12 protein-coding genes are annotated in these 12223 nt (G+C 68.4%); 3 read left to right on the top strand and 9 right to left on the bottom strand.

Annotation, left to right across the window (positions count from 1 at the left end):
• Positions 1 to 47 precede the first annotated feature (47 nt).
• Genes VI238_RS08600 through VI238_RS08590 form a run of 3 tightly spaced genes read right to left on the bottom strand, consistent with a single transcriptional unit; the run spans position 48 to position 2456 of the window.
• Positions 48 to 1190 carry a COX15/CtaA family protein gene (locus VI238_RS08600; protein WP_331650440.1) on the bottom strand — a complete coding sequence of 381 codons (1143 nt, stop codon included), beginning with the start codon at positions 1188 to 1190 and terminating at the stop codon, positions 48 to 50.
• Between the two features lies 1 nt (position 1191).
• Positions 1192 to 1740, bottom strand: a complete 549-nt coding sequence (locus VI238_RS08595) for a hypothetical protein (protein ID WP_331650438.1) — start codon at positions 1738 to 1740, stop codon at positions 1192 to 1194.
• The gene (locus tag VI238_RS08590) at positions 1737 to 2456 is read right to left on the bottom strand and encodes an SURF1 family protein (RefSeq protein WP_331650436.1); all 720 of its coding nucleotides are present in this window, start codon (positions 2454 to 2456) and stop codon (positions 1737 to 1739) included. Before VI238_RS08590 ends, VI238_RS08595 begins: the two co-directional genes overlap by 4 nt.
• 74 nt (positions 2457 to 2530) lie before the next feature.
• On the opposite strand from VI238_RS08590, the gene VI238_RS08585 reads away from it, so the two are divergent.
• Positions 2531 to 2740 (top strand): twin transmembrane helix small protein, encoded by a 210-nt coding sequence (locus tag VI238_RS08585; RefSeq protein ID WP_331650434.1) that lies wholly within the window; start codon positions 2531 to 2533, stop codon positions 2738 to 2740.
• Positions 2741 to 2897: 157 nt separating this feature from the next.
• Here the strand turns inward: VI238_RS08585 and VI238_RS08580 are convergent, their stop codons facing one another.
• The 5 genes from VI238_RS08580 to coxB all read right to left on the bottom strand — a co-directional run bounded on the left by VI238_RS08580 (position 2898) and on the right by coxB (position 7310).
• Positions 2898 to 3764, bottom strand: a complete 867-nt coding sequence (locus tag VI238_RS08580; protein ID WP_331650433.1) for a cytochrome c oxidase subunit 3 — start codon at positions 3762 to 3764, stop codon at positions 2898 to 2900.
• Positions 3765 to 3802: 38 nt separating this feature from the next.
• Positions 3803 to 4396, bottom strand: a complete 594-nt coding sequence (locus VI238_RS08575) for a cytochrome c oxidase assembly protein (protein ID WP_331650431.1) — start codon at positions 4394 to 4396, stop codon at positions 3803 to 3805.
• Positions 4393 to 4572, bottom strand: coding sequence for a hypothetical protein (locus VI238_RS08570; RefSeq protein WP_331650429.1), 180 nt, complete (start codon positions 4570 to 4572; stop codon positions 4393 to 4395). The genes VI238_RS08575 and VI238_RS08570 overlap by 4 nt, the downstream gene beginning before the upstream one ends.
• An 89-nt stretch (positions 4573 to 4661) precedes the next feature.
• Positions 4662 to 6269 (bottom strand): cytochrome c oxidase subunit I, encoded by a 1608-nt coding sequence (gene ctaD / locus VI238_RS08565; RefSeq protein ID WP_414650044.1) that lies wholly within the window; start codon positions 6267 to 6269, stop codon positions 4662 to 4664.
• A 135-nt stretch (positions 6270 to 6404) separates the two neighbouring features.
• The gene (gene coxB, locus VI238_RS08560) at positions 6405 to 7310 is read right to left on the bottom strand and encodes a cytochrome c oxidase subunit II (protein ID WP_331650426.1); all 906 of its coding nucleotides are present in this window, start codon (positions 7308 to 7310) and stop codon (positions 6405 to 6407) included.
• 331 nt (positions 7311 to 7641) lie between these two features.
• Here coxB and putA point away from each other — a divergent pair, with 331 nt between their 5' ends.
• Positions 7642 to 10791, top strand: coding sequence for a bifunctional proline dehydrogenase/L-glutamate gamma-semialdehyde dehydrogenase PutA (gene putA / locus VI238_RS08555; protein ID WP_331650424.1), 3150 nt, complete (start codon positions 7642 to 7644; stop codon positions 10789 to 10791).
• Positions 10792 to 10920: 129 nt separating this feature from the next.
• Here the strand turns inward: putA and VI238_RS08550 are convergent, their stop codons facing one another.
• Positions 10921 to 11952 (bottom strand): arginase family protein, encoded by a 1032-nt coding sequence (locus tag VI238_RS08550; RefSeq protein ID WP_331650423.1) that lies wholly within the window; start codon positions 11950 to 11952, stop codon positions 10921 to 10923.
• An 87-nt stretch (positions 11953 to 12039) separates the two neighbouring features.
• Here VI238_RS08550 and VI238_RS08545 point away from each other — a divergent pair.
• The coding region (locus tag VI238_RS08545) for an ABATE domain-containing protein (RefSeq protein ID WP_331650421.1) at positions 12040 to 12223 on the top strand (184 nt) is incomplete at its 3' end.

The following is a 12223-nucleotide window of genomic DNA, read 5'->3' as shown; positions in this document are numbered from 1 at the left end:
TCCTTCGTGTCCTTCGTGTCCTTCGTGTCCTTCGTGTCCTTCGTGTTTCAGTCTTTTACGGTCGCGCCGTGCGGCGAAACGCGCACGAGCAGCGCGATCAGCGAGAACAGCAGCAGGGCAGCGACGCCATTGTGCGCGGTCGCGACCGGCAGCGGCAGCAGCAGCTTGACGTTGAGGATGCCGAGCGCGACCTGGGTGCAGAGCAACGCACCGACGAGTGCCGCGTTCGCGCGCAGGCCGCGGCGCCAGGCGAGGATCGCGGTCGCGGACACGTGGCCGAACACGACGAGCGCGCCGATGCGGTGCGCGATCTGGATCGCCGCGCGTGCGGCGGCGTCGAGTACGCCGCCTTCGTAGTTGACGCCGATGCCGCGCCAGAGCACGAACCCCTCGTGGAAATCCGTCTGCGGCCACCAGCTGCCCGCGCAGGTCGGGAAATCCGCGCCGCATGCGAGCGCAGCGTAGTTCGCGCTCGTCCAGCCGCCGAGCGCGATCTGCAGCGACAGCAGCGCGAGCGCGACGATGACCATTGGCCGCAGCCGGCGCTGCGCATCGTCCGGCGCGCCGCGGCGCACGAGCGCGATTGCGATCGCGGCGAGCAGCGAGAACGTGAGCAGCCCGCCGAGCAGATGGCCCATGACGACGATCGGCTTGAGCAGCAGGGTGACCGTCCACATGCCGAGCATCGCCTGGACGATCACCACGCCGAACGCGGCGACCGCGACCCGCCACGGCCAGCTCCGCCGCAGCGTCGCGGCGGCGCCGAGCGGCAACGCGAGCGCGAGCGCCGACAGCAGCGCCGACGCGACGTAGAGACCCTTGATGTAGAGCGCGATGCCGATCGCCGCGGCGAGTGCGGCCGCGAGCAGGGCGGCGACCTGGGCGCGGCGCGGCCACGCGGCGACCAGCGCGAGCGCGAACACGAGCGTTCCGAGCGTGCCCGCGAGCATGCGGTGGACCTGTTCGCGCCAGGCCTTGTGCGTCTCGAACGGCCGCTCCGGGAACGCCTCGTTCGCGCGCGCGATCTCCTGCGCGTGACCGGGCCAGGTCGCCTTGCCGTAGCAGGTCGGCCAGTCGGGACACGACAGTCCGGCATTGGACAGGCGCACGAACGCGCCGAACACGATGACGAGGAACGCGAACAGGGTCGCGAACGCGGCGAGGCGGAACGGCGTCACGGTCATCGGCATGTCACCCCTTCACGACTCGCGCGAGATCCTTACGCAGCTTGTTGGCGTCGTAGCCGACCGGATAGCGCAGCACGAGGAAACCGTGCGGATCGGCGAACGCGACCGCTACCTCGTCGGGGGCCGTCGGCCGCAGGCCCGCAAGGCGCTCGTCGAGGTCGCGCGCGGCGCGCACCGGCTTCATCGCGGCGAGCGCATCCGCGGGCAACTCGGAGAGCACGACGACGTTGACCCGATAGGCGTTCTGGTTGAGGGTGAGGCGCGCGCGGCGCAACTCGTCGATGCGTTCGAGGCACGCGCGCGCGCAGGTCGGGCCGGGAATCGCGAACACGGTCCACGACCAGTTCTCGTCCTTCCATGCGATCGGCTTGCCGTCGTCGTAGACGATGCGCGCATGGGTGAGGTCCTGCGGCGGCTCGACCAGCGTGCCGTAGTTGCGTGTGCCGGCCGGGCGCCAGCCGAGCGCATTGAGCACGTACGCGGTCATGAGCGGCGCGGCGAACAGCAGCAGGATCAGGATCAGGCCGATCCGGTTTCGCGTGCGGGGCGTCATCGGGGTTCCTCGGGCCGAGTCCGGCGCGAGGGCCGGTGGAGGATGAAGAACGTCGCCGCGACCACCGCGGCGAAGGTGTACCAGGTGAACGCATACGCGTAGTGTCGTTCCGGCGGAAACACGTCCGGCTTCCATTCGCGCACGAACGTACTCACCTCGTCGCCGGGCAACTGCAGCAACACGCGCGCATCGAGCGGGCGGCCGAGATCGGCGGCGACTTCATCGAGGTCGAGGTAGATCGTCGTCTTCGGCCAGTCCGACTGCCGTGGCAGCGCATTGCCGCCCAGGCGCAGCCCGCTGCCGGGCGGCGGCGCATACAGCGCACGCACCGTCTGCGCGCCTTGGGGTGGCGGCGGGATGGTGGGCAAGCGGCCGCGGGCATCGCGCGCGAGGAAACCCCTCGCGACGAGCATCGCCGGGCCACCCGACGAGGGCTCGAACACGTCGTAGACGATGACGCCGGGACGGCCGTCGCGCACCTGGTTGTCGAGAACGTAGGCACGCGCGGGATCGAAATGGCCCGTCGATTCGACGGCCGGGTAGCGCACGCCCGCTTCGCGTCGAGCCTGCTCGAGCGATACCGGAGCTTGGCGTGCGGCGCCCTCGAAGGCGGCGAACAGGGCCTCCTTCTCGTGCGCGCGCCGCACTTGCCAGGTCCCGAGCGCGACGAACAGCGCGATGCCCGCGAGCGCCGCCGCGATCGCGGCCGGATGCACGCGCCTAGCCACGGAAACGCGGCGCTATAATCGGCGCGGCAGCCGGGACCGCGTTCCGGCCGGAAGCGCAAGCCATGCTCGGCACCGTCCTGATCGTCGTGTTCTTTCTGGCCATCGTCTACAACCTGGGCGCCGGCCTGTATTTCATGATCACCGACAAGGGCGGCACCGATCGCACGCTGAAGGCGCTCACGCGGCGCATCGCACTGTCGGTGCTGCTGATCGCCCTCGTCATGCTCGGCATCTGGACCGGCGTCATCCGCCCGCACGGCGTGGGCGGGTGAACGGCATGACGGGACCGATCGCCGAGGGCGGCTGAGGGCCTGCGAGCCGGCGCGTTTCGTTTCCCGACCATGCTCGTACGACGCCCTCTTGCGGCCCTGCGATGCGTGCGCGGACCGAGGGCCCGGGCCTCTCAGCCCCGGGCCCCGCGTCCCGGTCTCACAGCACGTACACGAACAAGAACAGGCCAAGCCAGACCACGTCGACGAAGTGCCAGTACCAGGCGACCGCTTCGAAACCGAAGTGGTTGTCCTTGCTGAAGTGGCCCTTCGCGCAGCGGAACCAGATCACCGTGAGCATGATCGCGCCGAGCGTGACGTGCATGCCGTGGAACCCGGTCAGCATGAAGAACGTGCTGCCGTAGACGCCGCTGCCGAGCGTGAGGTTGAGGTGGCCGTACGCCTCGGCGTACTCATGCGCCTGGAAGCCGAGGAAGATCACGCCGAGGACGACCGTGAGCGCAAGGAACACGAGCAGCTGCTTGCGGTTGCCGGCGCGCAGCGCGTGGTGCGCGATCGTGATCGTGACGCCCGAGGACAGCAGGAGCAGCGTGTTGATCAGCGGAATGCCCCACGGCGACATCGTCGAGAACGCACCGCCGACCGCACCCGGGCCGTTGGTCGGCCACGCCGCGGAGAACGCCGGCCACAGGTAGTGATTGGTCAGCGCGCCATGGCCTTCACCGCCGAGCCACGGCACCGAATAGGTCCGCGCGTAGAACAGCGCGCCGAAGAACGCGGCGAAGAACATCACTTCCGAGAAGATGAACCAGATCATCCCCATGCGGAACGACGTGTCGACCTGCTTGTTGTACTTGCCGCCGACCGACTCGCGGATGACGGTCCCGAACCAGCCGAACATCATGAACAGCAGCAGGGCGATGCCGAGCGCCATGATCGGCTTGCCGATGTCGGCCTCGTTGAGCCAGAGGCCCGCGCCGCCGACCGTGCCGAGCAGGCCGAACGAGCCGATGATCGGCCAGTGGCTGCCGTGGGGAACGTAATAAGCACCTTGTGTTTGCGCCATGGCGGCTGGTCCCGATCGTTGCGTCGATTGCTGGAGAATCAGCCCGCCGCCGGCGGCGGCGAGCCCGTCTTGGTGTGTTGCTCGGCTGACAACCGTACGGTCGCCGCCTCGTTCGCGTAGAAAGTGTACGACAGCGTCAGTTCGCGCACGCCGCGCGGCAACTGCGGATCGACGTAGAAGCGCACCGGCATGCGGCGCGACTCGCCCGCCTTCAGCACCTGCTCGGTGAAGCAGAAGCATTCGGTCTTGTTGAAGAACGCCGACGCGTCGCTCGGCGCGATGCTCGGCACTGCATTGCCGACGATCGCGTCGCCGCCGTTGTTGGTGGCGTCGAACCACACTTCGGTCAGCTTTCCCGGGTGGACGTCCACGCTCGCGAGTTCGGGCGTGAAGGACCACGGCAGCTTGCTGTTCACGCCGGTGACGAACTGCACGCGCACCGTGCGCGACGCGTCCTCGACCATGCCGTCGACGCGGCTGCGATCGACCGCCCCCGGCGCGAGCTTGATGCCGAGCACGTGCTCGCACACGACGCGATACAGCGGCACCATCGCGAAACCGAACAGGAACGCGCAGGCGACCACGACGCCGGCCGTCTTGAGTACGCCGAGGTTGCGGGTCTCGGCATTCATCGCATCAGCACGACTTCGCCGATCGCGACCAGGTAGATCGCGACCGCCACCAGCCCCACGACGAGCGCGGTGCGGCGCGCACGCGCGCGGCCTGCAGGGCGTTCGTCATTGGCAAGCTGTTGTTTCATTGCCTCGTCGTCGGTTCGCAGCGTGCTGTACTTCAAGAGTGCGGCCATGGAAGGCCGCTTCTGGACCAGCACATTCAAACGCCGCTTCGAACCGACGTCACCTCCATCGAACCAGCGATCACGGACGATCGCACCACTCAATGCGTGACGTCTCCATGAGCCAACACGTCGTCGCGGATCACCGGCGGCACCGTGAAGGTGTGGTGCGGCGCCGGGGACGGCACCGTCCACTCGAGGCCGTGCGCGCCTTCCCACACCTGCGTCGTCGCGCGGTTCTTGGAGAAGTACACCGCGTGGACCACCACGCCGACGAAGATCAGCTGGCTCGCGCCGAACCAGAAGCCGCCGATCGACGAGATCATGTTGAAGTCGGCGAACGCGACGTTGTAGTCGGGGATGCGGCGCGGCATGCCGGCGAGGCCGAGGAAGTGCTGCGGGAAGAACAGCACGTTGACCGAGATCACGCTCGACCAGAAGTGGATCTTGCCCCAGGTCTCCGAATACATGTTGCCGCACCACTTCGGCAGCCAGTAGTAGGTCGACGCCATGATCGCGAAGATCGCGCCGGTCACGAGCACGTAGTGGAAGTGGGCGACGACGAAGTAGGTGTCCTGGTACTGGAAGTCGGCCGGCACGATCGCGCACATGACGCCGGAGAAGCCGCCGATCGTGAACAGGATGACGAACGCGATCGCGAACAGCATCGGCGTCTCGAACGTCATCGAGCCACCCCACATCGTCGACACCCAATTGAACACCTTCACCCCGGTCGGGATCGCGATGAGCATCGTCGCGTACATGAAATAGAGCTCGCCGCCGAGCGGCATGCCGACCGAGAACATGTGGTGCGCCCAGACGATGAAGGACAGGAACGCGATCGAGGCGATCGCGTACACCATCGCCTGATATCCGAAGATCGGCTTGCGGCTGAAGGTCGGGATGATCTCCGACACGATGCCGAACGCCGGCAGGATCATGATGTAGACCTCGGGATGGCCGAAGAACCAGAAGATGTGCTGGAACATCACCGGGTCGCCGCCGCCGGCCGCGTTGAAGAAGCTCGTGCCGAAGAACTTGTCGGTGAGCAGCATCGTCACCGCGCCCGCAAGCACGGGCATCACCGCGATGAGCAGGAATGCGGTGATCAGCCAGCTCCATACGAACACCGGCATCTTGAGCAGGTCCATGCCCGGCGCGCGCATGTTGAGGATCGTCGCGATGATGTTGATCGCGCCCATGATCGAACTGATGCCCATCAGGTGCACCGCGAAGATCATGAAGGCGACGTTGGTTCCGCCCTCGAGGGACAGCGGCGGATACATCGTCCAGCCGCCCTGCGGGCCGCCGCCCGGCATGAAGATCTCGGAGATCAGCAGGAAGAACGCGAACGGCAGGATCCAGAAGGACCAGTTGTTCATGCGCGGCAGCGCCATGTCGGGCGCGCCGATCATGAGCGGGATCATCCAGTTGCCGAGGCCGACGAACGCCGGCATGACCGCGCCGAAGATCATGATCAGCGCGTGCATCGTCGTCATTTCGTTGAAGAACTCCGGCTGCACGAGCTGCAGGCCCGGCTTGAAGAGTTCCGCGCGGATGACCATCGCCATCGAGCCGCCGATGAAGAACATCAGCAGCGAGAACACGAGGTACAGCGTGCCGATGTCCTTGTGGTTCGTCGTGAACAGCCAGCGATGCAGGAAGCCTTCCGGCTTGTGATCGTGGTCGTCGTGGGCGTCGTGATCGATCGCGGGATTGACAGCGGCCATGGCCTTGGAACCTCTATTCGCGTTCACGGATGAACGCACAAATGACTCGAAGGTGCGGCCATTCGAGGCCGCTTTTCGCTTGCTTCGCGTTCACGGAGGAACGCACCGGTGGCCTCAGCCCTGCGCCGCCGGCTGCGGCGTCGGTGCCGCCTGCACGGTCGCGCCGGCCTTCTCGGCTGCGGCGGCGGCTTCCTGCCCGGCCAACCACTGTTCGAACTCCGCCTTCGGCACCGCCTTGACGACGATCGGCATGAAACCGTGGTCCTTGCCGCACAGCTCCGCGCACTGGCCGCGGTAGACGCCCGGCTCATCGATCTGGGTCCAGTTGTCGTTGATGATCCCCGGGATCGCGTCCTGCTTCCAGCCGAGATTCGGCACCCACCACGCGTGGATGACGTCGTCGGCGGTGATCACGAAGCGCACCTTCACGCCGACCGGCAGCACGAGCGGCTTGTCGACGTTGAGCAGGTAGCTCGAAAAGTCGCCATCCTTGATCGAATGCGGGTCGATGCCCGAATCGAGCTGGCGCGCCTTGTTCGATTCGGGATCGAGGCTCGAGACGAAGTTCACGCTCGACGGCTTGTTGTAGTAGTCGAGGTACTGGTAGCGCCACTTCCACTGGTAGCCGGTGATCTTGATCGTCATGTCCGAGTTCTTCGCGTCGGCCATGTCGACGAGCAGCTTGGTCGCCGGCCAGGCCATCACCACGAGGATGATGATCGGCACCACCGTCCAGATCACTTCCATCGTCGTGTTGTGGCTCCACTTCGCCGGGACGACGCCCTTCGATTTGCGGAAACGCACCATCGCGACGACCATCGCGCCGAACACGACGACGCCGATCGCGACGCAGACCCAGAACGCGATCATGTGCACGCCGTGGATGCGCTGCGAGATCGCGGTCGCGCCCGGAGCCATGTTGAGCTGCCACGGCTGCGGATTCGCGAACGCCGTTCCGCTCGCGAGCAACGCGAGTACCGCGAACGCGCGGCAGGCGCGCAGGACCCCGGATGAAATCATCGCCATCACCTTCTGCATGTTGCTCGGACGCGCCCCATTGCGCGGTCGCCGCGACGGCCGCGCGGCCGATGCGGACGCGTCAAACGTCGGGAGCGTAACCCGTCAATCATAGTGGAGCGCGCGCGGCAGCGGCAACCACGCGGCCCTGCGCCGCGCGCGCTCCGGCGCGCACGGGCGCGACAAACCGCCGCACCCCTCGGACTCGCCCCGGCCGCTCCGCGCGCGGTTCTTGGCCGGCCGGCGCGGCCTCACTACACTTGGCGATCCTGGCGATCCATCCATCCCGCACCGGCTGCCGTAGCCGGTGTTCTCCAGCACCCGAGACCGGCCCTTGAGCGCATCGCTGCTGCCCGAACTCCCGCCCGCCCCGGACGCCGTCCGGGCGCGCATCACCGCGGCCTGGACGCGCGACGAGAGCGAGGCGGTCGACGACCTGCTCGCGCAGGCGACGCTGCCACCGGCCGAACGCGAACTCGTGCTCGCGCGCGCGTCCGAGCTCGTCGCGCGGGTACGCGCGCGCGCCGGCGAGCAGAGCGCGGTCGAATCGTTCATGCGCCAGTACGACCTCTCGAGCGAGGAAGGCGTGCTGCTCATGTGCGTGGCCGAGGCGCTGCTGCGCATCCCGGACAAGCTCACCGCGGACAAGCTCATCCGCGACAAGCTCGGCGAGGCGGACTGGAAGAAACACCTCGGCACGAGCGATTCGCTGTTCGTCAATGCATCGACCTGGGGCCTCATGCTGACCGGCCACCTGGTCGCGTTGGCCGAAGAGACGCGGCGCGACGTCACCGGCGCGTTCAAGCGCCTGGTCGGGCGCGCCGGCGAGCCGGTCATCCGCCTCGCGGTGCGGCAGGCGATGCGCATCATGGGCCACCAGTTCGTCATGGGCCGCACGATCGAGGAAGCGCTCGACCGCTCCGCGCAGAAGGACAATGCGGCCTATCGCTATTCGTACGACATGCTCGGCGAGGCGGCGCTCACCGCCGCCGATGCCGGGCGCTACCACCGCGCCTACAAGGACGCGATCGACGCGCTCGGCCGGCGCGGCCCGTTCGACAGCGTGCTCGATGCGCCGTCGATCTCGGTCAAGTTGTCCGCGCTGCATCCGCGCTACGAAGTCGCCAAGCGCGCGCGCGTGCACGCCGAACTCACGCCGAAGCTGCTCGAGCTCGCCCAGCTCGCGAAGGCCAACGGCATCGGCATGACCGTCGACGCCGAGGAATCGGACCGCCTCGAGCTCTCGCTCGAAGTCATCGGCGCGGTGTTCGCCGACGACTCGCTCGCGGGCTGGAACGGCTTCGGCCTCGCCGTGCAGGCATACCAGAAGCGCTGCCCGTTCGTGATCGACTGGCTCGCCGACACCGCGCGCAAGGCAGGTCGCCGCTGGTGCGTGCGCCTCGTCAAGGGCGCGTACTGGGATTCGGAGATCAAGCGCGCGCAGGAGCAGGGCCTCGCCGGCTATCCGGTCTACACGCGCAAGCCGAACACGGACGTGTCCTACCTCGCCTGCGCGAAGCGCCTGTTCGCGGCCGGCCCCGACCTCGTCTATCCGCAGTTCGCGACGCACAACGCGCACACGATCGCGGCGATCCACCACTACGCACGGAAGCGCCCGTTCGAGTTCCAGCGCCTGCACGGCATGGGCGCCGACCTGTACGCCGAGGTCGTCGGCGAGCAACACCTCGACGTGCCGTGCCGCGTCTACGCGCCGGTCGGCAGCCACGAGGACCTGTTGCCCTACCTCGTGCGGCGCCTGCTCGAGAACGGCGCCAATACCTCGTTCGTCAACCGCGTCGTGGACGAAAACGTGTCGATCCGCGACCTCGTCGCCGACCCGTGCGAGACGGTGCGCGCATTCTCCTCCAAGCCGCACCCGCGCATTCCGCTGCCGGTCGGCCTCTACGGTGCCAGCAGGAAGAATTCCATGGGCGTGAACCTCGCCAACGACAATGAACTCAAGGCCCTCGCCGAAGCCGTGAACGCGGCACGCGGGCCGTGGAGCGCGGCGCCGCTCGTTCCGGGCGCGAGCACGGGCGAAGCGCCGCGCGCGGTGACGAATCCGGCCGATCGCCGCGAGGTCGTCGGCGAGACGCGCAACGCGGACGCCGCGACGATCGAGAAGGCGCTCGCCAACGCGGTCGCCGCGCAGCCGGATTGGGATGCGCTGCCCGCGGCGAGCCGCGCCGCGATCCTCGAGCACGCGGCCGACCTGCTCGAACAGCGCCGCGGCGAGTTCATCGCGCTGTGCGTGCGCGAGGCGGGCAAGACGATTCCGGCCGCGATCTCCGAAGTGCGCGAGGCGGCCGACATGTGCCGCTACTACGCCGCGCTGTCGCGCAAGCTGTTCGGCACGCCCGAAGCGCTGCCCGGCCCGACCGGCGAATCGAACCAGCTGTTCCTGCGCGGGCGCGGCGTGTTCGTCTGCATCAGCCCGTGGAACTTCCCGCTCGCGATCTTCATGGGCCAGGTCGCCGCCGGCCTCGCCGCGGGCAACGCGGTGATCGCCAAGCCGGCCGACCAGACGACGCTCGTCGGCCATGCCGCGGTGAAGCTGCTGCATGAAGCCGGCGTGCCGGAAGCCGTGCTGCAGTTCGTGCCCGCGAAAGGCTCGATGATCGGCAACACGCTGCTGACCAAGTCCGACGTCGCCGGCGTCTGCTTCACCGGCTCGACCGAGACCGCGTGGACCATCAACCGCACGCTCGCCGCGCGCAACGCACCGATCGCCGCGCTGATCGCCGAAACCGGCGGCCAGAACGCGCTCATCGCCGACTCCTCGGCGTTGCCCGAACAGCTTGTCAAGGACGTGCTCGCGTCGGCGTTCGACTCGGCCGGCCAGCGCTGCTCGGCCGCGCGCGTGCTGTACGTGCAGGAAGACATCGCCGACAAGGTCATCGCGATGCTCAAGGGCGCGATGGACGAACTCGTCGTCGGCGACCCGGCGAAGCTGTCGACCGACGTCGGCCCGGTCATCGACGAACCGTCGCGCACGTTCCTCGTCGAGCATGCCGCGCGCATGGACCGCGAGGCGAAGAAGATCAACGAGGCCAAGCTCGACGCGGACGCCGAACACGGCACGTTTTTCGCGCCGCGCGCGTACGAGATCCCGTCGCTGTCGCTGCTCACCCAGGAAGTGTTCGGCCCGGTGCTGCACGTGCTGCGCTGGAAAGGCAGCGAACTCGACCAGGTCATCGACGCGATCAATGCGACCGGCTTCGGCCTCACGCTCGGCGTGCACAGCCGCATCGACGCGACGATCGAGCACATCGCGCGCCGCGCCAAGGTCGGCAACTGCTACGTCAACCGCAACCAGATCGGCGCGGTCGTCGGCGTGCAGCCATTCGGCGGCGAAGGCCTCAGCGGTACCGGCCCGAAGGCGGGCGGCCCGCACTACCTGGTCCGCTTCGCGACCGAACGCACGCTCACGATCAACACGACCGCCGCGGGCGGCAACGCGTCGTTGCTCACGCTCGGCGAGTAGCGGGATCGTTGCGGCATCGCTTCCGCGCAGGCGGGAGTCCGCTCGTCGACGACCGTGCGAGCAGGACCGATGCGCGCTCGCGCGGACGGCGGCGAACCGGAGGGCGCGGGGGATGCTCCGCCACGGTCGCTACCCGGCCGGCATGGCGAGCCCGAACCGTCCCGCCCGCGTGAACGCGCGTTCGAGCACGCCGACGAGCCGTTCGGCGAGACGGCCATCGGCGTCGAGGTCGGGATCGAAGATCGTGAGTTCGAGGCCGAGCGCGCGCGGCGACGCGAGCGCGAGCGCGAGCGAATCCTCAAGTTCGGCGAGGCGCAGGCCGCCGGGATCGGGCGAGTCGACCGCAGGCATCACGGCCGGGTCGAGCACGTCGACGTCGACGTGGATCCAGAAGCCGCGCAACTCGGTTCGCCCGAGCCGCTGCAATGCTTCATCCATCGTCGCGGCGACACCGCGCGCGCGCAGGCGCTCGATCGGCAGGCGCAGGAATGCAGCGCGTTCGAATCGTTCGGTCTCGACTTCGTCGGGCGTGCCGTGGTCGCGATACGCGTAGACGACGGTGTCGTGTTCGGCGAAGTACGGCTTGCCGCCATCGATGTCGACGAGCGCGTCGGGACCGTGGCCGGTCGCGAGCGCGAGATCCATGCCGGCCGCGGTCAGCGGCCGCGGCGTGCGCGGGAAGTAGAAGTCGCTGTGGCCGTCGATGAACAGCAGGCCGTGGCGGCCGCGCCGGCGCAGCGCGAGCGCGCCGCCGAGCAGCACGCTGCAGTCGCCACCGAGCACGAGCACGAAGCGTCCCGCGTCGAGGCTCGCGCCGACGCATTCGGCGAGGCGCGGCGTGAACGCGACGAGGCCCGCACCGTTGCGGTAGCCGGTCGCGGCGTCGGGCGCGGGAGCGTACGCGGGCGCCGCGACGTCGCCGCGGTCGCGCGCGCCGAGCCGCTCGACGACGCGCCGCGCGCGCAGCGCCGCGGGTGCGCGGAACGCGCCGGGCACATGGCCGGGACGCAACGGCCTGAGGCCGAGGTTCGACGGCGCGCCGACGACGTCGATGCTGCGTGGCGCCGCCGCGCGCAGGGTCGGTGCGACCGCGCAGGCGCCCGCGGCGAGCAGCGCCCCGAGCATGCGGCGGCGCGCGGGATCGGTTCCGGTCATGCCCATGATAACCCTCCATATGTATTTAGACGGTTAGCATGCGCCGCATTTGTAAACCTGTCAAAATGCGTTTACCGGTTATATCGGAAGACCATGAACGCGGAACTCGCCCGCATCGAACGCGTCGGCGGCAGCCTCTGCCTCGACTTCGTCAACACGCGCACCTCGCATTTCGACCCTGCCGCGCGCGAATACCTCGCCGGCTACGTGGACCTGCTCGAATGGCTGCGCGGCTGCGACGACGGCCTCGACGCACGCACGGCGACGCGGCTCGCCG

It is taken from the genome of Dokdonella sp., from assembly GCF_036518555.1.
GTDB lineage: Bacteria > Pseudomonadota > Gammaproteobacteria > Xanthomonadales > Rhodanobacteraceae > Dokdonella_A.
Note: the sequence above shows the minus strand (reverse complement) of the source record. Positions and strands in the feature narration are given on the sequence as shown.

What these genes read in the sequence shown, in the direction of transcription:
- VI238_RS08600 (WP_331650440.1), bottom strand. Translation starts at nt 1,190, where the DNA reads ATGCCGATGACCGTGACGCCGTTCCGCCTCGCCGCGTTCGCGACCCTG.
- VI238_RS08595 (WP_331650438.1), bottom strand. Translation starts at nt 1,740, where the DNA reads ATGACGCCCCGCACGCGAAACCGGATCGGCCTGATCCTGATCCTGCTG.
- VI238_RS08585 (WP_331650434.1), top strand. Translation starts at nt 2,531, where the DNA reads ATGCTCGGCACCGTCCTGATCGTCGTGTTCTTTCTGGCCATCGTCTAC.
- VI238_RS08580 (WP_331650433.1), bottom strand. Translation starts at nt 3,764, where the DNA reads ATGGCGCAAACACAAGGTGCTTATTACGTTCCCCACGGCAGCCACTGG.
- VI238_RS08575 (WP_331650431.1), bottom strand. Translation starts at nt 4,396, where the DNA reads ATGAATGCCGAGACCCGCAACCTCGGCGTACTCAAGACGGCCGGCGTC.
- VI238_RS08570 (WP_331650429.1), bottom strand. Translation starts at nt 4,572, where the DNA reads ATGGCCGCACTCTTGAAGTACAGCACGCTGCGAACCGACGACGAGGCA.
- coxB (WP_331650426.1), bottom strand. Translation starts at nt 7,310, where the DNA reads ATGATTTCATCCGGGGTCCTGCGCGCCTGCCGCGCGTTCGCGGTACTC.
- VI238_RS08550 (WP_331650423.1), bottom strand. Translation starts at nt 11,952, where the DNA reads ATGGGCATGACCGGAACCGATCCCGCGCGCCGCCGCATGCTCGGGGCG.